This window comes from Thalassococcus sp. S3 (genome assembly GCF_004216475.1).
Taxonomy (GTDB): Bacteria; Pseudomonadota; Alphaproteobacteria; order Rhodobacterales; family Rhodobacteraceae.
In genome coordinates this window covers 3,986,793-4,012,782 of sequence record NZ_CP022303.1, presented here as the reverse complement: position 1 = coordinate 4,012,782, position 25,990 = coordinate 3,986,793, and the positions used below count along the sequence as shown (strand labels likewise).

The following is a 25,990-nucleotide window of genomic DNA, read 5'->3' as shown; positions in this document are numbered from 1 at the left end:
AGAGAACGATGAAATATGTACGGGACGGCGATGACCGACCCGTCCTGGCGGCGCTTTCTGCCGCGCGACCGGCGCCCAAACAACAAATTGACTGGGTGCGGGAGCGGAGCGAGCAGTACATCGTTTTTTCGTTCGTCAAATCGTTCGGCGGCCACCCCGAAGCGCTCAGCCGATATGTCGAGGCTGTCTCGGCCGCTTTCGGGGTAAAACCCTATCGCTCGAATTATAACACAGAACTGACCGATGATATGCCGGATCTCGTCGCGAACCTGCTGCAGTTTATGAGGACGATGCCTCACACAGCCGACAACAGACCGATCCCGCCGGTTGAGCCGCTGACCACCTTTGAGGATCTGTTGAGAGCAATCGAGATTTTGGGCGGGACACCGGCAGACATCATTACCAATGTTGTGCCATGTGGATACTCCCGAGCTGAATTTAGTGTCGATGGGAAACCAGTATCCGAGCATATCCGCGATATTGCAGCGGAGCATTTCGTTGTCTCCCTCACCCGTCGCAAGGCGACAGACCGGGCCAAGGTGATGAAGCAGCTGGCGGCTTATCCGGTCGCGGGGGACCCTGCATTTCTGGATTTTCTGATGGAAAGCGCAACGGCAGGGTCGGCACAGGTCAGAGCTGCCACCCATCGGCTCTTGGAGTTTCAATCGAACGATGAGGTTGTCGTGCGGGCGATCCCGATGCTGGACGCCCGGGCCGCCGGCACGCGCGCCAGCGCGGTGCAGATCTTGGGCTACATCGGATCAAAGCCGGCCTTGGACGCAATGCGCGCCCGTGCTGAGGTCGAGAAGAGCCAGGACGTGCTGACGGCTATCAATCACTTCGTCGGGGCAAGCGCCGAGCCAGCATCCGACGCGCTCGAAGGCCAATACCTGGCGGCAGATGACACGCTCGTAGACATCCCCTCCTATGAACCGCTTGCCGAGACCGATGAGGCGCCTTTTGGACAGAGCGATCTGGAGGAGCTGATCGTGCTCGATGAAAAAGAGCATGAACGCGAAGTGGCGCGGTACGAAAAGCATCTGGAGCTTTACAATGCGGGGGATAAATGGCTTCGAAAGCGGCCGAAACCCACGAGGCCTCACAAGGAAAGCTATGCAAAGCGTTTCCTGGAGACGCTGAACACCCCAGCGAAGATCGAACCCGCAGTGGTCGACAGGTCCAGACGCGGAGCGAGCCACAGGCTTGCAGATCGTCATCCTTATCACTTTGACCCCTGGGTACGAAAGGCCGCCTCCCGTCTACCGGACTTGAGATTGGTCGCCTTGACCCTTGGAAGCTCGCGCGATGTGCGGTCGGCAATGGCACATTTTTACAACCCGTATAGCGCAGAACTGAATAACCGAATTCTGGACGGGACAATCGACATCCGCCAGGTGCTGGACGTTGCCCGGCAGAAAAGGCTTTCCGCGGGTGACATTTACGGCAGCACCGAATACTTCGCATCTGACCAGGCAGGCGTTCTCGCTCTTGAGTTGAACGAACGCTATAGTGGATCCGGCGTGGCAAGCCTGCCGCAGAGCTGGCCGATCACAGCCGCTCATCTGGACATGGTCATCGACGCTTTGCCGCCGCGTACGCTTGAGGCGCATAGAAATGTGCGCGCCCTGGAATTGCTGGGGCATTTGCCCAAGCTGCCGAAATCGGCCATCGACACGGTGCTTTACACCGCGCTAGACGACCGCCTCCGCATCAGCGAACGCGCGCAGCAATTGTTGCTGAACGTCGATGGGATTGACGCGCGGCTGATCGCTGCCTTGACCGACAAACGTCAGGCCGTCCGCGCCCGCGCCGCACGCTTTCTTGCGGATCGCGGACACAAGGACGCGGTACCGGCTCTGATCAAACGTCTCAAAACCGAGAAATCAGAGAGCGCGAAGGCCGACCTGATCTCGGCTGTCTCCCGTCTGGGCGGTGACACAACACCCTATCTGGGCAAGGCAGCGCTTATGAAAGAGGCTGAGGCGCTGGCAAAGAAGCTGCCAAATGCCAAGCTGGATTGGTTGGAAATGGCAACCGCGCCCGCGCTGAAATGGGCCGATGGCAAGCCGGTCGATCCGGTTGTTCCCGATGCATGGCTTCGTCTGGCGCTGAAGCTGAAATCGCCCGGTGGCTCGCCGCTTTTCGGGCTCTATTTCGATCAGCTCGACCCGGCCTCGGTCACGGCATTTTGCGACTGGCTTTTGACAAGCTGGATCTCCTACGACTCGTGGAAACCGGCCACGGATGTCTTGCGTGAGCAAGCCTACAAGGACGCCAAGCAAAGGAAAGCTTCACGGCACGGCTGGTACCAGAAATACACCGTCGATGAGATTGTCGCGATGTTCCTGCCGGGGATGTTGAGCAAGTATCCCAACAGCGGCACGGATGCGAAGGGGATCCTGGCGCTGACGCACCGGGCGACGCCTGACAAAGCGACGGTTGCCATTGCAAGCTATCTCAAGGCGCATGGCAAAAGGGTGTCTCAGGCCAAGTGCCTGGTTGAGGTTTTGACCGCGATGGGCAAGCCGGAAGCGCTTCAGGTGCTGGTGGCCACCGCAACCCGCTTCAAACAAAGGACGGTGCGTGAACTGGCCGAGGCCTGCGTGGCGCAGGTCGCCGAGGAGCGCGGTTGGAGCGAGGATGAACTGGCCGATCGCTCAATCCCGACCGGCGGGATCGAAGAGGACGGCGTGATGCTGCTCGAGGTGGGCGAAGAGGCCAAGTCATATTCCGCCCGCCTCGCCAGTGACCTGACCGTCAAGCTGTTCAACCCGGACGGCAAAGAGGTCAAGGCCCTGCCGGCGGGGAAGGATGACAACACCAAGGAAGCCAAGAAGCTTCTGAGCGGCGCCAAGAAAACGGTCAAGACGGTGGTCGGTCAGCAGGCTGCCCGGCTCTACGACGCGATGATCGGCACCCGCAAATGGCCTATCGCCGATTGGGAAGCCGATCTTGCCGGCCATCCCATCATGGTGCGGTTGATCGAACGGGTGATCTGGAGGGGGCTGAAGGAAGATGGCAGCGTGGCAGTCCTGTTTCGTCCGACGCCCGAGGGGGACCGACTGACAGCCGATGGCGACGATGCGGATCTGTCCGCTGTGGCCTATGTCGATATCGCCCACACCGCGACGGTGGATGAGGAAACGCGCCAGGCCTGGCTGTCTCATCTGGAGGATTTCGAGGTTACGCCGCTCTTCCCGCAAATCTCCCGCCCGATGCGCGTGCTGGATGAGAAGGAAGCGAAGCTGACGGCCATCGAGGACCGCAAGGGGTGGCTGACAGAAGCGTTCAAGCTGCGCAGTGCCACAAGCAAGGCGGGCTTTGAACGTGGCCCGGTCGAGGACGGCGCAGGCTTTTACCTTTACGTCAAGGAATTCCGAAATGCAGGTGTGCGGGCGGAGTTGCAATTCACGGGGAGCTATGTGCCGGAAGAAAACATTCCGGTTGCCATCATCGACTTGCAGTTCTTCAAAATGGGAAATCGGCGTACAACGGCAATGGAGCTGGGGGATGTCCCGGCGATGGTGCTGTCCGAGGCCTGGAATGACCTGCACGAGATTGCCAGTGTCGGCGCCTTCGACTCGGATTGGGAGAAGAAGGGTTTGTATTGATGGACGCGCCCGACACCGTTTTGCGTCAATCGGCGGAAACGGTCTATGCCGACCAACTGAAAAGGCTCGCGGCGGAGGATGACGGTCCTCGCCCTGCTGGCTGGGCGCTCACCCCACGCGCCGTGCGTCGGTTCATCGTGGGGGACGAAGACCTTGGCATAGCAGCGAAATTCGTGGGCGACGACGCGTTGGTTGATCGCTGCATCGTGTCGCTGATGGGCCGCCAGGGTCTGATGCTGGTGGGCGAGCCGGGCACGGCGAAGTCTTTGTTGTCCGAGCTTTTGGCAGCCGCGATCTCGGGTCGTTCGACGGCGGTCATTCAAGGCTCTGCGGGGATTATCGAGGATCACCTGCGCTATGGCTGGAACTATGCCATGCTGCTTGCCAACGGACCGAGCGTTGATGCGATGGTGCCCTCTCCGGTGCTGACGGCGATGCAGGACGGGCATCTGGTGCGGATCGAGGAAATCACACGCTGCGCGCCGGAAGTGCAAGATGTCCTGATCTCTCTGATGTCCGAAAAGACGATGACGGTGCCCGAACTGGGCACAGACTACGAAGTGCGTGCCAAGCCGGGCTTTAACGTGATTGCGACGGCCAACCTGCGGGACAGGGGTGTGCACGATATGTCGTCGGCCCTGAAACGGCGGTTCAATTTTGAAACTGTCCTGCCAATTGCCGATCCTGCGTTTGAAAAGGCGCTGGTCGCACAGCAAGTGGCCGAACGCATGGCCGAACATCCTCAAGCGGCTGCGCCGTCGGACGATGTTCTGACCATGCTGGTGACCGTCTTCCGCGATTTGCGTCATGGCAAGCTGGAGGATGGAACGGCTGTCGCGGCCCCCAAGGCCGTGATGTCCACGGCGGAGAGCGTGAATATCGCCCATGCGGCGACATTGGACGCCACCTATCTCGACGCGGGGGCTGTCGGGGGGCGTCATATCGCAAGGCAACTCCAGGGCGTTGTGTTCAAGGACGATCCGGAGGATGCACGCAAGCTGGCCAGCTATGTCGACCTTGTGGCCCGGGACCGTGCACGCAAGTCGCCGGAATGGAAGGATTTTTACGAGGCTGCCAGCAGATCGCTGAAGGCCAAGTGACCGAAGATCTGACCACCCGCGTGGCGGCAGAGGCGGCGCTCTTCGGAGAGCGTTTGGCCTTCGCGCCTATCCGCCACCATTCGCCCGCCTGCGCCTGGATGTTGCGCGCGATGATTGCAGAGTGGCAACCAGAGGTGATCCTGATCGAAGGGCCATCGGATCTGAGCCACCACATCCCGATGCTTGCAGAACCGGGCACAGTCCCGCCCATCGCCATTGCCGCGATGGGGCCTGTCGACGACGAGGGGCCGCGCCCCGTGACCTACTACCCGCTGTCTGCCCATGCGCCAGAATTCGTGGCCATCCGGGACGGCATGGCCCAAGGGGTGGAGGTCCGTTTTATCGACATGCCATGCGGAGCGCGGATGGAGCATGTGCCCGAAAGTCTCCAGTCAGAGTTTGCCTTCACCGCTGCGGATTTCATTGCCGAGACCTGTAAGGCGCTGGGTCTGCGGGACGGTGCGGAGCTGTGGGATCATCTGTTCGAGACGCGGCTGGGACAGTCTGACTGGCGCGGCTTCTTTTGCGACGTCTACGCCTACTGCCTCGCGATGCGGGAAACGACCGATCCCGCGCTGATGGAGGTGGATGCGACCTTGGCGCGGGAGGCCGAAATGCGCCGCCACATTGCAGAGCTGCAGGGCAAGCGCGCCATCGTTCTGACCGGCGGGTTTCACACGCCGGCCTTGTTGCAAGCCGAGCTCTCTGAGACGCCCAAAGCACCACCCAGTGTTGAAAGCTATCTGGTCGCCTATGGCGAGGATGCGCTGGATGCGTTGTCGGGCTATGGGGCCGGGCTGCGCTATCCGGGATGGTACAATCAGGCATGGGAAGCGACGTTGACGGCCAATGGCGTGCCGGATTGGTCCGCTCTTGCCGTTGAGACTGCCGTCGGGTTTGCCGGGCAAATGGCAGGGGATGACCGAAGGGTTCCCTTGCCTCAACTCACGGAAATGGTGGCCATTGCCCAAGGTCTGGCACAGATGAAAGGCCGGGACGCGGTGATGCTGCCGGATCTGTTCGACGGCATGCGCACAGCGCTGATCAAGACAGAGGCCGGACCGGGAGAGCCCTATACCGAACGTATGCACGCATTCCTGAGGGGCACCCGCCTGGGCGAGGTGCCCAAATCTGCAGGCCAGCCGCCCCTGGTGGCCGATGCCCGCACCCGCGCCAAAACCCATCGCGTGGATCTGACCGACAGCGCCCGCAAAAGGCGTAAGCTTGATATCAGGCGCAAGGCCAGCCATCGCGAGGCACAGCAATACTTCTACCAGATGGCCTTGCTCGAGACCGGTCTGGCCAGCTTGGAGGCCGGCCCTGACTTCCTGTTGGGCAGCCGCGTTGATCTTCTGTTTGCCGAATGGTCCGTCGGCTGGTCTCCCTTTGTCGAAGGGGCGTTGATCAAGGCAGCGCCCCTTGGTGCGACCGTTCCCCGGGCCGCCTTGAACGCGCTAATGCGGGACCGTGCCCGGCTTTTTGACGAGGGCCAGGGGACGAATCTCGACGCTGTGCTGACCCTTGTGTTGACGGGCCTGCGCGCCGGGCTTGGTCCCTTTCTGCCGACATTGACCGGGGATCTGGCAGACGCCGTCGAGCTATCGGGTGATTTTGAGGGGCTGGCCCAGATTGTGCTGCGTCTGCAGGCCGTCGCGATGCCCGGCGATCCGCTGCACGATCCGGGCGCGCCCGATCTGCTGGCCGTCGCGAAAAGCGCGTTTGATCGGCTGATCTATCTGATGGCGGATCTGACGCAGACCCCCGAAGAAAGCCTGCCGTCGCGCATCAAGGCCCTGCATATCGTGGCCGGCGTTCTGCGCGGGCCGCAGGCGGACCGGTTTGATCGGGACCGGTTCGACCGCGCCGTTGAAGAGCTTTTGGAGGATGAGGCCTGCCCACCGCTCTTGGCCGGGGCGCTGATGGGACTTTTGGTACAGGCCGGGCTGCGGGAGGATACGGCGCTGGCCACGCTTTTACGCGGCACGTTGGGGGGTGTCGGTCTGGACCCTGCCGAGGCAGCCGCAGCACTGAACGGCCTTCTGATGACCGCGCCCATGTTGCTGTGGCAAAGCCGGACGGTGCTGCAGGGGGCCGAGGATGCGCTGGCCGCGCTGGACGATGATGCGTTTCTGGCCGTCCTGCCCGCGCTGCGCCGGTCGCTGACCCAGCTGAACCCTCATGAAACCGACCGGCTTGCCGAAGAATTGGTGGATCTGCTGGGCCTTGATGGCGGATCCCTGCGTCAGGGACCGTCGCGCTTTACCGAGGCAGATCTGGCACGCGCCCTGCGGATCGACCGGGCCATCGCCGCAATCCTGAAGGCAAATGGAGCTTCCGATGCGCCGACCGGTTGACCGCTGGCGCCTACTGCTGGGCCGTTATGCGGACCGGCAATTCGGCGCATGTCTGGGCGGGATGGACACCCGCCGTGATCGGGCCTTGGACTACCTTTACGGGCGTGAGTACCAGCAGCGCGGTGTCAGGCCTGCCGGTGGGCCCCGATCCGCCGGATTGGATCCCACCCAGATGAAAGCCCTCGATTGGTTGAGCGATACGAAAGGGCTTTTCCCGCAGAAAGTCTTTGAAACACTGCAAACCGACGCGATCGAGCGCTACCAACTGACAGACCTTTTGAAAGATCCAAAAGTCTGGGAGGAGATGCCCAGCACGCCCGGCATGTTGCGTGCGCTTTTGACCTTTCGCGACCGCGCCGACCCGCAGGTTCAGGCCGAAGTGCGCCGCATCGCCCAGAAGGTGATTGACGAGATCATGGAGAAGCTGAAGGCAAAGCTCGCCCGCTCCATGTCCGGGCGGCGCAACCGCCATATGCGCTCGCCCATGAAGTCAGCCGCAAACTTCGACGCCCGCGGCACGATCCGCGCGAACCTGAAAACCTGGGATGACGAGCGTAAACTGCTGATCGCCGACCAGCTTCGCTTTATGTCCCGGCAAAAGCGCCATCTCGACTGGACCGTGATCCTATGCGTCGATCAATCGGGGTCGATGACGGAAAGCCTGATCTTTTCAGCGCTGATGGCGGCGGTTCTCGGCGGGCTGCCGGGGGTGCAGGTCAAGATGGTGCTCTTCGACACGTCGGTGGTCGATGTCACCGGCGAACTGGACGATCCCCTGTCCCTGCTCTTGTCGGTGCAGTTGGGCGGCGGAACGAACATCGGCAAGGCGGTCAGCTATTGCGAAGATTTGGTTGAGCAGCCCAATCGGACAGTCTTTGCACTGGTGTCGGACTTTTATGAGGGTGCGGCCCCCAGGGCGCTTCTGGCCGCCGTGGCCCGGTTGAACGAGGCGCGGGTCAAAATGCTGGGGATTGCCGCACTGGACGACCGGGGCGTTGCGGATTTCGACCGGGATATGGCGGGCAAGCTGGCGCAACTGGGCATGAATGTCGGGGCGATGACGCCCGATGCCTTTGCGGACTGGCTGGCCGGGGTAATGCGATGAGCCTCGCTGCCCTTCTGGCCTCTTCCGACGATGATGCTCTGGCGGCGCTTACATCGAAGGGTGTGCTAATCCGCGCAAAGAAAGACGTCGATGCCGGCAAAGTCACACTGAGCGCGCAGGAAAAGGACAGCGCCACATTCAACGTGGCCGGAGAGGTCTTGACGCTGAACGCCAAATCCCTCGACACGGCGCGCTGTACCTGTCCGGCCACGGGGATCTGTCGTCACATCGTCGCGGCGGTCATATTTCTTCGGGACCAGGCGGAGGTAACCACCGACGCGGGGCCGGTACCCCTGGATTTCACGTTGCAAGAGATCGAAAAGTTCGCAGGCAAAGACTGGCCTGCGGCTTGCGGCCTGGCCGAGGAGGCCCAGGTGCCCGACACGAAAGGCACAGTCATCGCCAGTTTTGCCGAGAGCGCCGCAAAGGTGACGTTTCCGAACGGAGGCGGCCTGCGCGACGCGATTTATAAGGGACCCGTGGCGGCACACAAAAGACGTTCCATCGCGGCGGCCGCCCTTGCCGTGGCACGGGCGAACGGAGCAGCCTTGCCGGAAATCGTGGCCCAAACCAGCGCGCCGTATGCAGATGCTGGCACACTTGACCGGATCACGGCAGCTTTGGAAATGGCCGCAATATCACTCGCGGCGGGCACATTCGCGCAGGCGCAGGCCCATCTCTTCAACATCGCGGTCGACACAAGGGCCGAGGCTATCCCCCGCATCGCCGCCGAATTGCGCGGATTGTCCAAGAATATGGACCCCGAAGCATTGCGCACCGCCAGTGTGACCCCGACGGACCTTTTGGGCGGTATCGCACGGAGCTATGCGCTTGCCGAAGCCCTGCGCCTCGCCCCCGACGATCCCGCACTGGTCGGCGTGCTGGCCCGCACGTTCGCCCCCTCCGGCCCCAAGTCTCTGGCCTTTGTCGGTGCGGAAATCTGGCAAACGCCAGCCGGCGCAAGGGGGCTGACGATGATGTTTTCGGATCTGGAGGATGGCACCATCTACCGCGCAGTCCAGGCCCGCGCTGCAGGGACAGATCTGACCTTCAATCCCATGCATCAATGGACAACCACGCTCTGGAGCCTTGCAAAACCCTCGGCAATGGCAGGGCGTACCATCACCTTGCCCGATGCGGCCATTGCAGGGGATAACGGTCTCGGCCTGAACCAGACGGCAATATTCGGCGCTGCAATCGGCCTTGGCGATTTGCTGGGCGTGCAGACAGATTGGCAAGAGTTGCACCAGGCTGTGCGCCATCAACTCGGCGAAGGCCTGCGGCAAAGGGCGGGGGACGCCTTGATCATCCTCAAGCCCGACAGCCTCGCCGGGATCGGCTTTGACGGCTACGCGCAGGTGGCGGTTTGGGATTGGATGGATGCGAACGGCTCTTGCGTGACGCTGAAGCTTCCGGATGATCCGGGCCTTCGTGCGAAGCTCGCCGCGCTGGTGCGCCGCATCAAGGCCGGTCTTGTCGCCTTTCCGCCCGGCGGCGGCCTGGGGCGCCTTCTGTCGGTCTGGATGGATGATGCAGGTCCCCTTTGCCTCGGGCTCGACCAGCTCCCCAAGCCAAAGGGGGTCGGGGCGATGATGGACCGTTTTCTTGAACGGGCCATACCAAGGGCAGAAAGCGAGATCGCCCCGCTGGATCCTCTCGCGCTTTACTTCGAACGCGCCTTGGAAGCGGTTGCCACGAACCTTTCGGGGCGAGCCGGGCTCCCGCAATCGCTTGTCTCGGACGCGCAATCGCTTGGGCTTGGGCAGGTGCTTGCCGCTGATGAAGCGTGGCGGGCGGACAAAGACGTTCGCGCCGCTTTAAGGCTTGCCTATGTCCTCAGCGCGGGACGTGACCTGGCGCGGGGCGAAAGGTAGCCGCCTGGATCTAAAACGCACGGCACGCGGGTTGGCGCGAGCCGATGCTATCCGGAAGCGCCAGAGCTGCGTCAAGAATTGACGCAAAGCGCTGTGGATATATTGTCACGAAGGGTGCAAAAACCGCTGAAAACAAAGAAAATCCGCAGATTCTGATCAATTTGGGTACAGTGATAGCTGGGGTCACATGCGACTTCACGCCACTGCCCAATCGATGACGAAGTGACTGCTTCTGGCGATCACCGGACGCAACGCTGCACCCGCACGTCTCAATGAAAGGAGCATCTTGCTTCAGATCCCAAAGCGCACGTCCTGCAAGATGCGCGTCGGTGTGGATCAGGATATTTATCGCCTAAGAAACATGGTCGAACGCTGCTTCAACAAGCTCAAGAACGCCCGCCGCGTTACCACACGCGACGATAAAGCCGCTGAAAGCGATCTGGGGCTCATCGACGTCGCTTCTGTCAGTCTTTGGGTGCGCCATCTGTTTACATGACTTAGCTGACCTTTCTTACTGCAAGACGCTTCGCAATTGTCCCGACGAGCTTCAACGTCCGGTTTGCGGCCCCTTGCGGTCGTAGGCAATTGATCAATCAATGTCTGCATGTGAAAACGAGTAGAGGCTTTCGCCTGTGTCAGCCTACTGAGAAGTTGCCCGCAAAGCTCTGCAATGACCTTCATCCTGATCGACAACTCGGACAAATCCAACGACCTTCAGCTTACGAATGCGAGGTGGAGGCCGGTTGCATCTGAAATCGTCCGAGCCCGAATCATTAGTGATGAGCGAGCGCAAACACTTGAGCATCATTTGTGCACTCAAGTGAGTTCGCTGGAGGCAATCGCGATATCTGAACATCTGTCCAAACTGCTTCAGGCGCAAGCACTTCCGCACGATATCAAAGAAGCCACCGCAACCGCAGTCGCGCGCTTCGCCGCCTCGTCATCTGGCTTCGAAGTTTGCTGAGTTTGTTCGCCGCGCTGGAATGTGGCCAGGAGCAAAACAGCGGATACTCGCGCACTTCGCAGCATCGGTTACTCTGGGCCGTCCTGGGTCGGATTGAAACACGTACTCAACTAGGGATGCTGCGCCAAACCTAACGATCTCAGCGAGCCGAAACCCACACGACTAGCGCAACGCGGCCAATTAGGGTTCTTGCGTCGCTGGGTTGGCGTGCAGGTTCTCTCGATTGGTTGGGCGATCAAAAGTTACGTCCGGCCTAACAGCTACCACCCGGCTCGGATTGATCCAATCGTGGCTCGCATAATAGTGTGGAATGATGCGACCGAAGCGAACAGTCGCGGCAATCCCCGGCATCTGATAAAGCTCGTGTAACCATTCGATTGGGTTTGGATAGTCGATCAACCTGCGACGGTTGCACTTGAAGTGCCCGGGGTAGACGTGATCGAAGCGCACCAGCGATGTGACGATCCGCCAGTCAGCGTCGGTGAGCCTGTCGCCGGTCAGGTATCTCTGGCGCCCAACTACCTTCCCGAGTTGATCGAGCATCTCGAAGAGCTTTCCAACGGCGTCTTCATAGGCCGCTTGGGCTGTGGCGAACGCGGCCGCATACACGCCGCTGTTGATCGCCTCAAAAACCCGCGCGTTCATCTGGCCGATCTCATCGAACAATTCGATGGGGCAATAATCCGCGGTGTTCCCTGTGATCCCGTCGAATGCGGTGTTGAACATCCGGATAATCTCGGCGCTCTCGTTCGAAACGGTCTTCTCGCTTTTGGTGTCCCAAAGGACTGGCACAGTGACACGACCAGACGCTTTCGGCTCAGATGCAACGTAGATGTCGCGCAGCTATTTGTGACCCATCAGCTTGTCGCCGGTGGTATCTTTGGCGTCCTGCTCGAAGGTCCAGCTTTCATCATCCAGAAACGGCGAAACGACGGAAACGTCGATGTGATTTTCCAAGCCCTTGAGGACACGGAAGAGCAGTGTGCGGTGCGCCCAAGGGCAGGCATAGGAGACATAAAGGTGGTAGCGACCGCTTTCTGCCATGAAGCCGCTTTCTCCGGTTGGACCAGTCGAACCGTCCGCCGTGATCCAGTTGCGAAACTTAGATGTGGTCATTTGAAACGCGCCATCGACAACCTCTGTGTCGTAGCCTTCAGGATACCACCTGCCTTCACTGAGAACGCCCATCGGTGTCTCCTTAGTCTGTCTGATAGGACGCGGGGCGGAAGCCAGCATCACTGTTGAGATGGGTGTCCGCACCGTCCACGCGGTCGGTGTTGTGGCAGCTGACGATGCGGAAGCCGCCCTCGCTCTGCCGGTGCGCAACGATGGTGATGACGGCAACACGCTGGCCTGCGGTGACACCGTGTTCGTCATTCTGGCCGTCGAGAGTCGAGACAGTGTGAACAACCTCTACGTCTTCGCCTATCGGCCGGGATTTCAGCGTGACGATCTCGACGCGCGCGTCTTGGAATATCTTGCGAAAGCCGTAGTCATGCGCCTTTCGGATTTGGCGGCGCGTGGTCCACCAGAAGCCCACGACATTCACGAAATCGGCGTCCTCAACGAACAGATCGGCCAGCCAATCGAGGTCTTGCACGTTCCAGGCATCGAAGAAGGCGCGGGTCACGTCCTCGCCCGTCTGATAAGTGCGGGTCATCCTGCGATTTCCTTCACGGCCAGGAAGGCGAGCTCTTCGGGTGTGCTGTCGCGGCCTAGGATCGCGTTGCGATGCGGGAACCGGCCAAAGCGGGCCACGATATCGAGGTGGTGGCGGGCATGGACAACGCCATGTTCGGGGCCGTGCATCTGGTATAGCTCAAGGCAGCGGCGCTGATCTTCCAGATCCTCGCTGTGCATGAAGGGCAGGTAGAGAAACGTCCGCCAGTCATCCGGGCGATACGTCTTGAGCCAGAGGTCATCACCCATCCGAAACGCATGTTGCGCCAGCGCCAACGCGGCGGGGTCGTTGTCATAAGCCGCTGCATCGTCGCGGTGGATATTGCGGCTAAACTGGTCGAGGACGATGATAAGGGCCAATCGTCCATCGACCGTCTCTTTCCAGTCTTCAAGCTGGCCCGCTGCCGCTGCTTGCAGCGTAGATCCAAAGCGTTCTTTCACTTCGGCATCAAAGGCATCGTGGCCACCGAACCAATTACGGGCCATGCCTTCGGCAAACCAGAATTCCAGTACGTTGTGAAAAGTGCCGATCATCTTGAAAATCCTCTCTCGCCAGGGCGGGCGGCTCCCAAGCCGCCGCGCCCTCTTTACTGAATCAGCCTTGGCTCCATCCGGCATTGCGCAGATAGGTTTCAAAGTCGGTAATCTCCCCAAGCCACTGGCGGAGATTGTAGGGGCTGCCGTCCATCCCGATGTAATCGAAAGATTTGAACATCAGCATAAGCTCTTCGCCCATGGCCTTCTCGGCCTCCTCATAGCTGACACGGTTGTACGCCACGTCGCGGCCCATCACCCGCTCAAGGGTCGCGGCAACCTCCTTCATGGTGGAAATGTCTCCGGTGATCGGAGATGCCTTGTTCGCCCACATATCCGGGCGCTCGAACGCCAGTGCCACCATGCGGCCGATATCATCACACGCGATCTGGGCGTACGGCATATCAGGCCGCATCGGATAGTGGATTGCCCCATTCTCAGCGATGCTCTCACGCTCCCACTGCCAATTGTCCATGAAGGCGGTGGGGCGGAAGACGGTCCAGGGCTTACCGGAGTTGCGGATCGCCATTTCAATGTTCCATTTACTGTCGAGATGCGGAACACCTGTGTTGCGGTCCATCGTAGACGCGCCAGTATAGACGATGTGCTCAATATCTGACGCAGCGGCTGCTTGGGTAAGGGTAATACCCTGCCGCTCCTCGGCCTCGACACAGGCTTCCAGAAAATCCTGCACCGAGTAGAGACCAACCGCGCCCTTTAGCGCCGCATCCAGCGAGGCACGATCCTCAAGATCGGCCTGCACGACCTCCGCTCCTGCATCCGCCAGTGCTTTGGCGGCGGGCTTGTCAGGGCTGCGCGTCAATGCACGCACCGAATGGCCGTTGGCCAGAAGATGTTTGGCAACCGCGCCACCCTGCTTGCCAGTCGAGCCAGACACAACAATGGGGCGGTCATAGATTTTCCGAGAAGACGACATTGGCTAAGCACTCCGGGCTGATTAACGTTGCCCGAGAGATGGAGTGTTGCCCTTATGCTAAGTAGATTGCGAAATGCGCATTCTATGCGCATTGGTGCGTCATCAAGTCATCGGTGTTTGCGCAGCACACCTAGGATCGCCTGCACTTTTGACATTCTGTGAAGGTCCATGTGCGTGACACCCCAGATCGCCTCGTGCCAGGATGGCTCTGGATCTCTCAGGGCGACGCAGCCCATCTTGTCAGCGGTCACCTTAGGGAGAAACCCAATGCCAAGTCCGGCTTTCACCGCCTCGAAAGACGACGCAACCGAATTGGTGCGTAGCTTGATTGTGGCCTCCGGGATCGTCTCAGTAAGCCAGTCGAAATAGGGCGGGCGCGGTGCGGCCTCATTCGGTCCGACAAAGGCATGATCCGAGAAGCTATCGCTTTGGGGCAGACCGTATCGTTTAACGTAACTCGAGGCTGCATAGAGACCCATTTCAACTGTGCCCACCCGTACAACCACATTGTCCGGATGATCCGGCTTGTGCCCAATCCGAAACGCCAGCGCAGCCTCCCCGTATTCCAGCTTCAGCACCCGATCACTGCTGACCAAGTCGATGGTCAAGCTGGGATGCGTGGCTTGGACCTCACCGATCATCGGTAGGATGAACGGGACCAGGACATCCAGCGCCGTGACGACGACCGTGCCGCTGATCGCGTCTGATGCGCCCCGCGCCAGGCGGTGCAGTTCGCCAAACTGTGCATCGGTTGCATCCGCGATCCTTAAAAGTTCCTGACCTAACTCAGTCGGCGTAAAGCCGCGCGCGTGCCGTTGGAAAAGCTTGGCACCCAAAATGCCTTCAAGGGCATCAATATGCCGTGTCACAGTCGCACGGTGGACACCCAAAGCTGCCGAGGCCGCACTTATTGTTCCATACCGTGCGACCTGCGCTGCCGTTCGAATTTCGTTCCAATTGTCCATATCGCTATGCTGCACCAATGCGCACTGCCTGCGCTTGTGATTGCCTTTTCTACTTTAGTGCAGCATTAGATGTATGGCCAGAAGTAACCCTCCTCATTGGATCTGGCCCATGCCCCTCGCGATCTACATCCTCGCACTTGCCGCTTTTGTCGTCGGAACGCAGAGCTACGTTTTCTCGGGCCTTCTGGCAGACCTCGCGACTGACCTCGAAGTGTCTGTCTCAACAGCGGGTCAGCTCATCGCGGCCTTTGCCATTACCAGCGCCATCGCGTCACCTTTGATCGTCAGCGCGCTGTCGCGATTTGAGCGGAAAAAGGTGCTGATCGCATCGCTGGCGGGGGTTTCTGTCGTGAACCTCGCCACGGCATTCTTACCCGTCTTTGAAGGCTTCCTTGTAGCGCGCGTGGTGGTCGCCATCGTCTCTGCGGGGGTCATGCCAATGGCAGGCGCAATTGGTGCGAGCCTGGTTTCAGTAGATCGTTAGGGTAAAGCGCTTGGCATCATCTTGTCCGGCCTCACAATCGCATTCATTGTCGGCGTCCCGCTTGGCACGGTGGTAGGCAGTGCATTCGGATGGCGCGCAACCTTCGTATTCGCCGCTATCGTCGCTTTTTCTGTGATCCCGGCCATCGTCTTCGTCGTGCCATCCAGTGCCGCAGATGACATACCGCCGAAGTCTGACTGGTCGGTCTTGAAACAGCCGATTGTCCTGCTTGGGCTTTTCCTGATCGGTATATCTTTCATCGCTGCATATCCGATTATCGCTTATCTTGGTCCGATCATCACGGCAACGACTGGTCTGGAAGGTGCGGGCATCGGTGCAATGCAATCCGCCATCGGTTTTGGGTCGGTCGGCGGCCTCATCGTCGGCAGTGTATTCGCGGATCGCCGTGCATTCCTGCCAAACATGCGCGTCATGTATCTGGCCTTTGCGCTTGTTCTCGCAACATGGAGCTTTGTCTTCCTGACCGATAATTCAGGCACCTGGATCAATATCGCTTTGGTCGCTCTGGTGATTTTCCTGACATCCGCAACGCTCATCGCACCGTCTCCGGCTATCGAAAAGGCATTGGTGCAGGCCGATCCACGGCAGAGCGCGCTCACGCTCGCGCTCAACACATCCGTCATCTATCTTGGACAAGGGATCGGCGCGGGGGTCGGTGGTTTGGTCGTTGGTTCAATCGGCTTCGCGGCTCTTGGGTATGTTGGAGCAGGGATTGCGTTTGTGGCGTTCGTTGCAGCAACACTTGCCAAAGCTCGATAAGCGAACATTCAACCTGCCAAACAAAAAGGAGGCTGTGTCCCGCGATTTGTGAATTGGGTGAAGGCGGGAGTTCGCGCTTGCCGCGAATGGCCGCAAAGAAGGATGTGACCGCAGCATCTTGACCCTTTGGTGAATGGCAGGAATGGGCCGTTCCAAGCAGAGCAATAGTGTTCTTGCACCATAATGATACTCAATCTCCGGCGGCGGCGAAGATCACTCACCCCGATTGGTCGTCGCCGCCCCCTCCTTTCAATCAGTGAAAGACTGCGCGCGATGCCGAGCGACGCTCCGAGTAATCCCAGAAGGGTCGAAACAAACATTAGCAACGCGCCACTTGCCGTTCTGTCGGACCACCGCGTCGTCATCGTGGATTGCGCGCTACTGATGCGCGTCGACTCAACTGCGCTGCGCCGCTGGGGCGATGTCAGGATAACATCAAAGTCGGCAAGGCTGTTCGTCGTGTCCGTCAGGACCATTGCGGCTATCATGGTTGCGAGATTGGCCGCAACGTGGCCCGGGACAGACAAAGGCCCGGACCTACCGGCAGCCCCTTTGTCTTCGTTACAAAACTCCGACGCACCGCGATCCCAGCATAAATGTCACGAAAGCTTCAAGCGCTGGCAAGCGGCCCGCAAGCTCCGCCGGGCATCCTGTCGGCAGATACACCTTTGACATCTTTATCCTCAACAGGAGCTTTCATGGGACAGGTTACCTCGGCCATCGGTCCAGGCGCGCCTACGTTTCAGTCTGGCGCACCCGAAACGACATCGTCGGAAAAAGAAGCTGCACCGCGTGTTCTTCAGGTTTTCAGAAGCGCGATATTCAAGGGGCGTGAAGTGCTCCTTTACGAAAAAAGGATCGCGGATACCGGCAAATACGAGGTCCGATTGCAAACCTTGCACCCGGATCAGCGCAAGGTTGACGACATGCTTGTGGCGACGCAGGACGCGCCCGCGAAGGACAGTGATTTCGGCTACTCGTCCGACATGACGCGAAAACTTAAGGAGACCGTGCGCCGCATGAATGGCAGGGGCAACGTGGTCGATCCGAAAGGCGACGTGAATGTCGGAAACCCTTGGGATGCTTTGGTCGGCGGCAGTCTGGATCTGCTGGTGGGCACGGGCCAGACGATCCTGGGCTTGCCGGAAAAGCTGATCGACAGCAGCGTGGCCTTTGGCGGCTCTCTGGGTGCTATGGCCGAAGCGACCTTTTCCGGGATCACCGGTCTCGACGCGCCGACGAACGGTTTAAGCAACACCCTGAACGTCGAGCGCCGGGCGCAGTTCGGTGAAGACTCCAGCGTGGACAATTTCTTTGATGGCATTCGCAGGGATGCCGCGAAGAATGTGGGTGCCGACCCGGATAGCTTCATGTTCAAAGCGGGTGAATTTCTGTCGATGTTCGTGCCGTCGGGAAAGAAGGCGAAGGGAAAGTCGTCCCCTGACGGGCGTCCCGTCGGTGCACCGGGCGGCCCGACGTTAAACCGGGGGCTGGCCCCCGATTTCGTGCGCGACGTGAAGGCGGGCATCGAGACGGCGCCGAAAGCGCAAGTTGTCGAGACGGTCAGGTCGATGACGCCTGAGTTCATCGAAGGGATGCGTCAGCGCACCCCGGATGTCTTCAAAGCATTGGTCGATCGCCTGACGCAGTTTTCAGGCGATCCAGATGCCGGCGCGGCGCTGGCGCGTCTGTCTCCCAGAACAGCGGCGGTTGTCCCGAAGGTCACAGGCGATCAGGTGTCGCCGCCCCGGCTGCGGCCTGCGTCGGATGTGCCACAAACCCGCCCGGCGACGGGCATGACCGGTGAAGAGCTTGCGGTGAAGATCGGCAAGGCCGCCTATCCCTTCTCAGGCTTTCAGCCTTTGGTTTACGGGGATGTCACCGCTGGGCAGCAGCAAGCGATGATCGACAATGGCGGTCAGAACCGTCTTGTCAGCATCGCGATTCCGTTCTCTTATCAGGATCCCGGCGGGCTGGTTACAGACGGGGCGTTGCTTTACCGGGGGATCGATGTCGGCGCCGTGGGGCAGGGCTTTGCGGGGGCGCTGAAGAACCTGAATGCGTCGGCGTCTTTCGATGTTTCCGAAGATGCGCTTGCTGTTCTGGCCGGGTCCGGTCTTTCAAAAAAGGGCATTGATCAGCGCATCAAGGCCACGACCGAGCAATCGGAGGATCGGACGGAGGGGGCCAGGCCGTCGCAGCCGCAACCACCGGATACGCAGGCGCCGCCAAGCGAAGCCGGAGGCGATGGCGGCTCGAACGGAGGCGGGATCCGCCGGCCTGGCACCGCAGCGCCAGAGCCTGATCCCGAAGAGAACAGACCACGCACCCAGCCGCCGCAATTCGGCTTGACGCCCGCTGGCCTGATTTCTCCGTCGCTTGATGCGGCGCGGAAGAACACGCCGACGGGCCCGTCCGCTCCCTTTGTTGCCGTCACTCCGATCACGCAGGAGGGGGTGAATGTTCCGGATCCGACCGGTGCCTCGAACGGGTTCACGGTAACGCCTTCCGGACGGGTCGCACGGAACGACCCGCCGCCCGTTCAAAGCGAAACCGTCCCATCATTTCCGGATGCTACGGACAGTCCCGACTTTTCAGATCAGTACCGACCGATCTATCGCGGAGCGATGCGCGGCGTCAGGTCCCAGATGGCCGCGCGGGCCCGTGCCCTTGAAGATGCGCATCGCGCCAACCGGGACCTCGTCAAACAGGCAAAGCGCCTGGTTTCGGATCAACGCGCGTCGCTGCGCGAGGCAGAACGCGAATTGCGCAAATGGGATCAGGATCCATCCCCGATCCGGGACCGCCCTCGGGCTGATCTGGTGGCAAATGTCGAGGCCCGCAAGGCTGAACTGGAAGACGCGACACATGTGCTTGCAGGCGCTGAAAAGAGGGTGCGCGACAACGACATCCGGGTCTTGTCGCCGTCATTGGGCCTAAGCGTCGCGGATCTGGATCGCGCCGCGGGTCAGGGACCTTCGGGGCTTGAATACGGCGAGCTTCACCGATCCGCGCCGTTCTTCAACACCCGCACGATAAAGTCGCTTTTCAAGAACAGGGCCGCCATCGGCCAAGCCATCTCCAACGGTGATATGACCCGTCTGCGCCAATTGATCGGCGAGGCCATGGGGCTGTCGATGCACAATCTCCAGGGTCTGCAAAGCCCCACATTGGCTACCGACAATGTCGGCCAGGCTCTGGCGCGTGCCGATGACCTTGTCCCGCAGGCGGATCTGCCGCTGACAGCGACGAACACACAGCTTAAACGGTCTTATCTGCAGATCACCTCCCAGACGCTACATGCGCGGCCCGATCTCTTTCTGCCGGTGATCCGAGACGGTGTTACGAACTACAGGCTGAACGTCGAACCGGTGGACCTGCCGACCGGGCAATCCGGCTTTTTCGGTTCCTCGCGATCCGAGCAATACTATCGCCTTGGCGCGGACTGGGACATCGACAAAGCGGCCCAGATCACCGAGGTGCCATTCATCATGAGAAACCAGCAGGAATGGAAGCGCAGCGACGGCGCCGACATGCGCATCCCCAAGGGCGCGATCCTGCCAAAGGAATTCGTCGATGCCGTCAACGGACGCATTGGAAATGTCGAGGCGAACCTGCGCATCTTCTCGGCCCCGGGCAAACCGCTCAGCGAAGGTTGGAAAGTCGATATCCCGTTCGAGAACCGTCTGGACCGGCGCGTGAACGAAGCGGCTGGTGGCACGCGGACAACCCCGGAGGGAGAAAACGGGACGCCGATCAATCCGGTGGACGTTCTGACCGCGCCTCTCAAGCTTGAAGGGCAGCACACGATCCGGTCGATCAAGACATTCTCGATTGGTGCTGTTGTGGATGACGTCCTGCGGCTTGTGAGTGGCGGGCCCGGTGGGCAGCAGGCATTTCTGGCACAACACCCCGAGATCGCCGCCACCGCCTTTCTGATAAAGCGGGTCTTTCCAAAGGCTCAGGTCGTGACCGGCGCCTTGCCGCGGCCCCTTGAAACGCCCTCCGCACGGATGGAGGAGGGACCTGTCCGCGTGGAACTGCTCACCCCCGCCGGCGACGCCGTTACCCCTGCTTTCAATCCGAAGCGCATTCTGAAGATCAACGATACCGGGCGATTGAAATCGGATGCCGACCTAGCGAATGGTGGACGTTCGGAACCCACCCGGCGTGGCCATGTCACACCGTCGCCGATTGGCAGGCTCGAATCGATCAAGGTTGGTGCGCCGGACGGTCAAACCCGCGATCAGACGCTGGTTTTGATAAACAAATCGTCCTACGCAACGATGGTCCCTGATGCCCTTGCCATCGCTCTTGAGGGGGGTGCGCTGCCAAGAGGCGGCAAGGCGGCGATCTCCGACTATCTGCAAAGCCTGCCCAAGGGACCTGAAACTGCGCTTTCGCAGATCGATTTCGAGCGCCTGCACTTATTGCTGGAACAGCAGACCGAGGGAACATCGGTGCGGGGAATGGTGCGTGTCGAACTTCTCAAGCTCATGCGCGCGATGCGAGATGCAGATATCAGCACGGGCATCGGTATCTCGTCGCAATGAAGCTCGCACCTCTCTGTCAGATCTGCCGCGCATTCTTTTCATATTGCTTCCGGGCAGCCTGTCGGTATTGCCCCGGCGTTTGGCCAAAGGCGCGGCGAAAGGCATTGGTGAAATGCGCCTGATCGTGAAATCCGGTATCGACCGCGATATGTGCCAAGGCACGCCGCGGCTCCTGCAACAGCTTGCGCGCACGGATCAGGCGCACCTTCTGTTCGAACTGCATCGGCGTGGTTCCGAATGTGTTGCGGAAGGCGCGCAGGAACTGACGAGGGCCCAGCTCGCAGATCGCCGCCATATCCTCGAGGCTGACATCGCCGCTGTGCCGCTGCATGTAGCGATCCAGGGCGTGTATCTGCGGCAACAACAGGTTGCGTGTGCCCATCCGCTGCGAGGCTAGTCCAAGCCCTTCGGTCGCGATCAGATGCGCGCATTCGCTGATGAAGTATTCGGCCACCAGCGCGCGGCGTCCGTTGCCCCGCACAGCCCGCAGAATGTCGTCCAGCAGCAGCGACAGGCTTGCCGATACGGGCGCGACATGCGACCGGATCGAATGGGGGCTGGGCTGCACGCCATAGTCGCGCCTGAGCAGGGGACCCACAGCATCGGTATCCAAAAGGAAAAGGCGGGCGAAAGACGCGTTTTCCGCGCCGACGGGTGCGTTGATCGGAAATTTCGCCTTCGATCGGGGAGAATTGCACTCCCTTACAGTCAAGGTGCAGGAGAGGCCCGTCGACAGGTCGATAGGCCAACGAGTATCTCTGTCTTTCGATATCGCTTCGGAATAGATCTGGTTTCCTTCCTGCAGAAACACCAGACCGCACAGACGCTGTTTGCGCACGGCATATCTCAGCGGTTTTGGGTCCGCTTCCCCGGGCAGGGGAGGTAGAGAAGACATCATAACGCGATCCTGTTTGATGTTTTGAGCTTCGGTGAGGCTCTTGGGGAATCATTCGTAAAAAGGAGAGTGGTATGCATCTTTTAGAGCATACCGCCGAGATATCTTCGGATCCGGGATGCAAGCGTATACTTTATGCGATGCTTCGCTAGTTCAGGCCGCTCAATCAGCAGCACGTCGCCTGTTTCGGCGTTTCGTCTCTTTCGGCGGGATGACGCACGTCGCTACATGATCTTTCGTTGACCGACGGGTCCGATCGTCACCGCAGGCGTAGCTGGAAAACTGCACCACCGCCTTGGCGGTCCGAAACGGCGATCTCCCCGCCATGCAATGCGACAATGCGCGACGCGATTGACAGACCCAACCCCGAGCCTTCCCGCGACACGGATGTTGCTCCGCGTTCATAGGCTCGAAAGATGCGCGCGCGCTCGGTCTTTGGAACGCCTGGGCCGCGGTCCCGGATCTCAACGCCGTGCTTTGTGACGGCGAGAGAAACCTGACCGGGCGGCGGGCTGTATTTCGCCGCGTTTTCAAGGCAAGCGTGTACGGCCTGGCCGATCAGATGGCGATCTCCCCGATATTTGTCGGGTTCGCGTACCTCTTCCAGGAACTCGAAATCGTGCCCCTGTGCGATGATGTGCGGTGCGGCTTTTGCGGCAACGTCGCGGCACACTGAGGTCAGGTCCATTTCCCTGAAATCACGCTTTTTCACCCGATCAAGCCGTGCGGACATCAGCATCGTTTCCACAACATTTTCCAGATGAGCAAGGTCCTTCGCCAGATCTTCCCGCTCCTCGAAATCCGACGCCTCGGACAGGCGCATCTTCATGATTGCAAGAGGGGTTTTGAGTTGATGGGCAGTATCCGCGCCGATGTCATGGTTGCGAAAGAAACGGCGCATCCTTGCGACGGCTGCACGAAATCGATTGTAAACATCGCCTTGGGTCGACGGGCGCTGTGGCTTCAACGGGCGGGCGGGTCGGATTTTTTCGAGATACGGCGGTCTGGACTGGCCGCCGTCGGCAGAGTGAGACTTTTCAATCTGCATCGCACTTATGTTGCGAATAAATCGAACAAGTGGCTGAAATTCACACAAGATAACGTATCGTGAATCAAGGGAGAGCTGACTAACCAATAATATGATGAATAGGAGTAGAAAGGAAAGGAGAGTAAAGGAGGCCTGCATATACCCGTATTCTGACATGTGCGTAATCATATTAGCCCCCGTTGGCGTGATTTGTTATTTTCTACTATTTACTCCAACTCCTGCAGAATATAACCTAAGCCACGAACCGTGGAGATTTGAACGCTGGCCTTGAAGTGTTTAAGCGACTTTCGAAGCCGACAGACACACACCTCAATCGAGTTCGGGGTGAAGTCCTTGTCAAAACAATAAAGACTTTGCTCCAGCGTCTCGCGTGTCACCGTCCGTCCTTCACGTCTGATCAGCACCTCCAGAAGGTCGATCTCGCGCCGTGTCAGATGTATGTTGCGATCATCCACAATCACTGTTCGGTTCGCCGGATCGAATTCGAGATTTCCAAGCTGGAACGTCGGATAGCTGTCGCGCTGTGCGCGCCGCATGATGGCCCGTGTGCGTGCGGCGAGCTCCTCTAACGGTATGTTTTTGGGAACATAATCATCCCCGCCAGCATCGAGACCGTCAATCTTCGTATCGCTGTCGGACCAGACGGACATAAAGATCGCTGGGGTACGGTTGTGCCTTTTGCGCTGTTGGCTGAGCCAAGACTGACTGTCGCCATCGGGAAGATTACGATCAAGGATCATAGCGTCGTAGGTGGCGGCCCCGACGAACTCATCCGCATCGGCAATTCGATCCGCGTGGTCAACCACGAAGCCGCTTCGGATCAGAAAAGACCGAACCAAGTCAGCACATTGCAGATCGTCTTCTAAAAGCAGAATTTTCATTTTAGAACTGATCCAATTCCAGAGTTTTAGAGAAGGAGTGGCTTTTCTATTCCGGAAGCGAAAGACGGGGTTTTACCCTGGGCTTTATCCGTAAATCCCTTCCCTGTCGTTACTATTCACCAAAGCTTACCCAAGCCTTGCAGAATGGAAGCTCTACGGTCTTGCAAATAACCGACATATGGCGAAAGTTCGCCAATTTAAGGAATAAGCATGAAATCTCAGATGATATACCTTGAATAAATGTTTAGCCCTAAAATAAAAGCGCAGGCCCGATCCAGATCAGATCGGGCCTGCGGGCCTCTTTACGGCTTGCCGGCCTCGGTGCCCATCGCGCCTCCCATCAGCTCCTGAAGCTGTGGGTTTTTGGCCAACTGCGGAAGTAATGCCTTGATCTCATCCTTCATTTCCTGAGGAATGTTTTTGTCGCCCAGCATCCTTAGCAGCAAAAGCAGAAGTTTCAGCAGAACAGTCTGCTCGTCATTCTCGGTTTCCTCTGCCTCGTTGGCCTTTTCTGCCTTCTCAGCGGCGTCCTTGCCCTGGGTTTCGGGTGTACCATCGCCTTTCTCGGTGCCTTCCGGTCCTGCCGTTTTGCTATTGAAGCTTTCCAACGTTTTCAGTGCGTCTTGCAACTCTCCGAAGGACGATTGCAGCCCGCTGACCGCGTCGTTGACGCGCTGTTGCGCGCCTTCGGCCGTGTTGGGGTATTTCGAGACATCCTGCGGGGAGTCGACCAGGCTATCGACGCTAAGCGGGTCATCTCCCCCGGGCTTGGAGATGGGCTTTCCTCCGTCGCCAATCATCAAGTTGATCGCTTCGCCGCTATTGGACGGTAGGGTGAATTTCGCTTTGGTGTCTTCGGCGACAGATGCAATCGCATCCGTCTGAACCGGTGAATTGCCCTGAAGACTGTCTATGGTGGCCATTGGTTCCTCCTGGCTCTGATCATGAGACGTAATGTGCCGAACGGTCATGCGTCACCGCTCCGTTCTGAGTTGAACACAGGCATCTGACCAAAGCCTGACGCCCGCAGCCTAGCAGCCGATGCAGAAGCGTGGCCGGCTTGGAACTGTGGGAGGGTTTTGAACCGCAGCGGGCGGCTTGGGTGTTGAAGAGGGAAGGACACCCACGGTCTTTTCGACCAGATTTACGAAGGCCGGTGGCCCTGACAGCCGCGCGACGCGGGCATCCGGTGTCCGGCGCACGACATAGCGGTCATCGGCAATCTCAAGATCATTCAGAGTACGTGCCAGGGCGTCGAAATCGCCAAGTCCCAATTCGATCAGCAGGGTGCGATTGGCAGACACGGGCGTGACATGGATGATATCGCCGTCATAGTACCAGGTAAGCTTGTGCCGTGTGCTCAGCCTATCCAGAAAGTCCCGTGGCGCGAACGAACCTTTCAGATCACGGACAATGCCTGAGACATCGGGCGATACGCCGATGGGTATGCCGATCCTCAGGCTGAAATCCTGAAGGACATCCTTCACATCCTGATGAATGATCGCCAGCGAGACAGGGTCACCGTCGGGCAGGGGGGCCGCATCGGCCGTTTGTATGAGGCAGGTCATGACAGCCAGATGTCTTAGCCCGTGCCGGATCAAACTCGCATATCGCATTGCTCAACAGCCCCCTTGGGAACGTTTGCTCGGATATCATGCCGAGCCTAGGGAACGGTGTCCGGATCCGCCAGCTTGAATGCTGTCAGGTTGCCGTAAGACTGCATTCATACCTTCCCGGCGAAGCTACGATGATCGGGGATGTCATGGGACTTGAAGGCGCATCGGCGCTCACGGGCAACGAGCCTGTGAGCGATCAGAATATCGAACCCAAAGACCAGAATGCATCGGCCTTCGCCGAACATCTGCGAGATCTGTCCAAACAGACGCTCAGCAATCCGGAGGCAGAAGACGCCAAGGTTGGTGATCTGATGCGGAGTTACGGTCAATCGATCGCCAGCGTCGATCTTGCGGTCTCAAGGCCCCTGACGAGCGGTCTGCTGAGCCAGGATGCAGAGGTGAGCGTCGCTTACGGTCCGAATGCCGAGGATGCCGCAAAGCGGTCCCCGGAAGACCGGAAGGGACCTGACTTCAAGGAATCTCTGGCAGCGGCGGACGAAATACTCATGCGATACGACCGGATCGCCAATCAGGCCAACCTGGTGAATTTCGCAATCGGCATCGGTAAGTCCGCCGGCCAGGGTTTCAATAAGCTGTCGCAGGGCTGAT

Annotated in this window: 17 protein-coding genes and 3 pseudogenes; 10 read left to right on the top strand and 10 right to left on the bottom strand. The window is 59.5% G+C overall.

Translation table 11 applies throughout. The annotated features are described in order from the left end of the window. Positions 1-8 precede the first annotated feature (8 nt). From CFI11_RS19665 to CFI11_RS19635, 7 genes and pseudogenes are all read left to right on the top strand, one after another. Positions 9-3,611 (top strand): DUF4132 domain-containing protein, encoded by a 3,603-nt coding sequence (locus CFI11_RS19665; protein ID WP_165390330.1) that lies wholly within the window; start codon positions 9-11, stop codon positions 3,609-3,611. Continuing rightward, complete coding sequence (locus CFI11_RS19660; RefSeq protein WP_130409012.1) at positions 3,611-4,711, top strand: AAA family ATPase; 1,101 nt, start codon at positions 3,611-3,613, stop codon at positions 4,709-4,711. Before CFI11_RS19665 ends, CFI11_RS19660 begins: the two co-directional genes overlap by 1 nt. Then, positions 4,708-7,065 carry a DUF5682 family protein gene (locus CFI11_RS19655; protein WP_130409010.1) on the top strand — a complete coding sequence of 786 codons (2,358 nt, stop codon included), beginning with the start codon at positions 4,708-4,710 and terminating at the stop codon, positions 7,063-7,065. The genes CFI11_RS19660 and CFI11_RS19655 overlap by 4 nt, the downstream gene beginning before the upstream one ends. Then, positions 7,049-8,170, top strand: a complete 1,122-nt coding sequence (locus tag CFI11_RS19650) for a VWA domain-containing protein (protein WP_130409008.1) — start codon at positions 7,049-7,051, stop codon at positions 8,168-8,170. The genes CFI11_RS19655 and CFI11_RS19650 overlap by 17 nt, the downstream gene beginning before the upstream one ends. Further along, positions 8,167-10,044 (top strand): SWIM zinc finger family protein, encoded by a 1,878-nt coding sequence (locus tag CFI11_RS19645; protein WP_130409006.1) that lies wholly within the window; start codon positions 8,167-8,169, stop codon positions 10,042-10,044. The genes CFI11_RS19650 and CFI11_RS19645 overlap by 4 nt, the downstream gene beginning before the upstream one ends. Before the next feature lie 286 nt (positions 10,045-10,330). Further along, positions 10,331-10,540 (top strand): annotated as a pseudogene (locus CFI11_RS19640) (IS5/IS1182 family transposase); the annotation flags it as partial. A gap of 174 nt (positions 10,541-10,714) precedes the next feature. Continuing rightward, complete coding sequence (locus CFI11_RS19635; RefSeq protein WP_130409002.1) at positions 10,715-11,008, top strand: hypothetical protein; 294 nt, start codon at positions 10,715-10,717, stop codon at positions 11,006-11,008. Between the two features lie 180 nt (positions 11,009-11,188). On the opposite strand, the pseudogene CFI11_RS19630 reads toward CFI11_RS19635, so the two are convergent. The 5 genes and pseudogenes from CFI11_RS19630 to CFI11_RS19610 all read right to left on the bottom strand — a co-directional run bounded on the left by CFI11_RS19630 (position 11,189) and on the right by CFI11_RS19610 (position 15,124). Then, positions 11,189-12,196 (bottom strand): annotated as a pseudogene (locus CFI11_RS19630) (glutathione S-transferase family protein). Between the two features lie 10 nt (positions 12,197-12,206). Then, entirely contained in the window at positions 12,207-12,668 is a 462-nt protein-coding gene (locus CFI11_RS19625; RefSeq protein ID WP_130409000.1) for an SgcJ/EcaC family oxidoreductase, read from the bottom strand. Next, complete coding sequence (locus CFI11_RS19620) at positions 12,665-13,222, bottom strand: DUF924 family protein (RefSeq protein WP_130408998.1); 558 nt, start codon at positions 13,220-13,222, stop codon at positions 12,665-12,667. Before CFI11_RS19620 ends, CFI11_RS19625 begins: the two co-directional genes overlap by 4 nt. Positions 13,223-13,283: 61 nt before the next feature. After that, positions 13,284-14,120, bottom strand: coding sequence for an NmrA/HSCARG family protein (locus CFI11_RS19615; RefSeq protein WP_165390328.1), 837 nt, complete (start codon positions 14,118-14,120; stop codon positions 13,284-13,286). A gap of 146 nt (positions 14,121-14,266) precedes the next feature. Then, positions 14,267-15,124, bottom strand: a complete 858-nt coding sequence (locus CFI11_RS19610) for a LysR family transcriptional regulator (RefSeq protein ID WP_130408994.1) — start codon at positions 15,122-15,124, stop codon at positions 14,267-14,269. A gap of 73 nt (positions 15,125-15,197) precedes the next feature. On the opposite strand from CFI11_RS19610, the pseudogene CFI11_RS19600 reads away from it, so the two are divergent. After that, positions 15,198-16,388: pseudogene (locus CFI11_RS19600) on the top strand (MFS transporter). Positions 16,389-17,086: 698 nt separating this feature from the next. Then, positions 17,087-20,941, top strand: coding sequence for a hypothetical protein (locus CFI11_RS19595; protein ID WP_130408988.1), 3,855 nt, complete (start codon positions 17,087-17,089; stop codon positions 20,939-20,941). Positions 20,942-20,957: 16 nt separating this feature from the next. On the opposite strand, the gene CFI11_RS19590 is transcribed toward CFI11_RS19595, so the two are convergent. From CFI11_RS19590 to CFI11_RS19570, 5 genes are all read right to left on the bottom strand, one after another. Next, positions 20,958-21,836, bottom strand: coding sequence for a helix-turn-helix domain-containing protein (locus tag CFI11_RS19590; protein WP_165390325.1), 879 nt, complete (start codon positions 21,834-21,836; stop codon positions 20,958-20,960). A 259-nt stretch (positions 21,837-22,095) separates the two neighbouring features. Beyond that, entirely contained in the window at positions 22,096-23,052 is a 957-nt protein-coding gene (locus CFI11_RS19585) for a HAMP domain-containing sensor histidine kinase (RefSeq protein ID WP_130408985.1), read from the bottom strand. 38 nt (positions 23,053-23,090) lie between these two features. Then, positions 23,091-23,765, bottom strand: a complete 675-nt coding sequence (locus CFI11_RS19580) for a response regulator transcription factor (RefSeq protein ID WP_130408983.1) — start codon at positions 23,763-23,765, stop codon at positions 23,091-23,093. A 302-nt stretch (positions 23,766-24,067) separates the two neighbouring features. Further along, positions 24,068-24,688: a hypothetical protein gene (locus CFI11_RS19575; protein ID WP_130408981.1), complete on the bottom strand. Its 621-nt coding sequence runs from the start codon at positions 24,686-24,688 to the stop codon at positions 24,068-24,070. Between the two features lie 108 nt (positions 24,689-24,796). Beyond that, entirely contained in the window at positions 24,797-25,333 is a 537-nt protein-coding gene (locus tag CFI11_RS19570; protein ID WP_130408979.1) for a hypothetical protein, read from the bottom strand. Between the two features lie 86 nt (positions 25,334-25,419). On the opposite strand from CFI11_RS19570, the gene CFI11_RS19565 reads away from it, so the two are divergent. Further along, on the top strand, positions 25,420-25,989 hold the full coding sequence (locus tag CFI11_RS19565; protein ID WP_130408977.1) for a hypothetical protein: 570 nt from the start codon (positions 25,420-25,422) through the stop codon (positions 25,987-25,989). Position 25,990: the final 1 nt, after the last annotated feature.

Coding starts and splice junctions, on each gene's coding strand:
- CFI11_RS19610 (WP_130408994.1), bottom strand. CDS start 15,124: ATGGACAATTGGAACGAAATTCGAACGGCAGCGCAGGTCGCACGGTAT.
- CFI11_RS19585 (WP_130408985.1), bottom strand. CDS start 23,052: ATGATTACGCACATGTCAGAATACGGGTATATGCAGGCCTCCTTTACT.
- CFI11_RS19650 (WP_130409008.1), top strand. CDS start 7,049: ATGCGCCGACCGGTTGACCGCTGGCGCCTACTGCTGGGCCGTTATGCG.
- CFI11_RS19590 (WP_165390325.1), bottom strand. CDS start 21,836: ATGTCTTCTCTACCTCCCCTGCCCGGGGAAGCGGACCCAAAACCGCTG.
- CFI11_RS19580 (WP_130408983.1), bottom strand. CDS start 23,765: ATGAAAATTCTGCTTTTAGAAGACGATCTGCAATGTGCTGACTTGGTT.
- CFI11_RS19565 (WP_130408977.1), top strand. CDS start 25,420: ATGCCGAGCCTAGGGAACGGTGTCCGGATCCGCCAGCTTGAATGCTGT.
- CFI11_RS19595 (WP_130408988.1), top strand. CDS start 17,087: ATGGGACAGGTTACCTCGGCCATCGGTCCAGGCGCGCCTACGTTTCAG.
- CFI11_RS19660 (WP_130409012.1), top strand. CDS start 3,611: ATGGACGCGCCCGACACCGTTTTGCGTCAATCGGCGGAAACGGTCTAT.
- CFI11_RS19620 (WP_130408998.1), bottom strand. CDS start 13,222: ATGATCGGCACTTTTCACAACGTACTGGAATTCTGGTTTGCCGAAGGC.
- CFI11_RS19575 (WP_130408981.1), bottom strand. CDS start 24,688: ATGGCCACCATAGACAGTCTTCAGGGCAATTCACCGGTTCAGACGGAT.
- CFI11_RS19625 (WP_130409000.1), bottom strand. CDS start 12,668: ATGACCCGCACTTATCAGACGGGCGAGGACGTGACCCGCGCCTTCTTC.
- CFI11_RS19570 (WP_130408979.1), bottom strand. CDS start 25,333: ATGACCTGCCTCATACAAACGGCCGATGCGGCCCCCCTGCCCGACGGT.
- CFI11_RS19635 (WP_130409002.1), top strand. CDS start 10,715: ATGACCTTCATCCTGATCGACAACTCGGACAAATCCAACGACCTTCAG.
- CFI11_RS19645 (WP_130409006.1), top strand. CDS start 8,167: ATGAGCCTCGCTGCCCTTCTGGCCTCTTCCGACGATGATGCTCTGGCG.
- CFI11_RS19665 (WP_165390330.1), top strand. CDS start 9: ATGAAATATGTACGGGACGGCGATGACCGACCCGTCCTGGCGGCGCTT.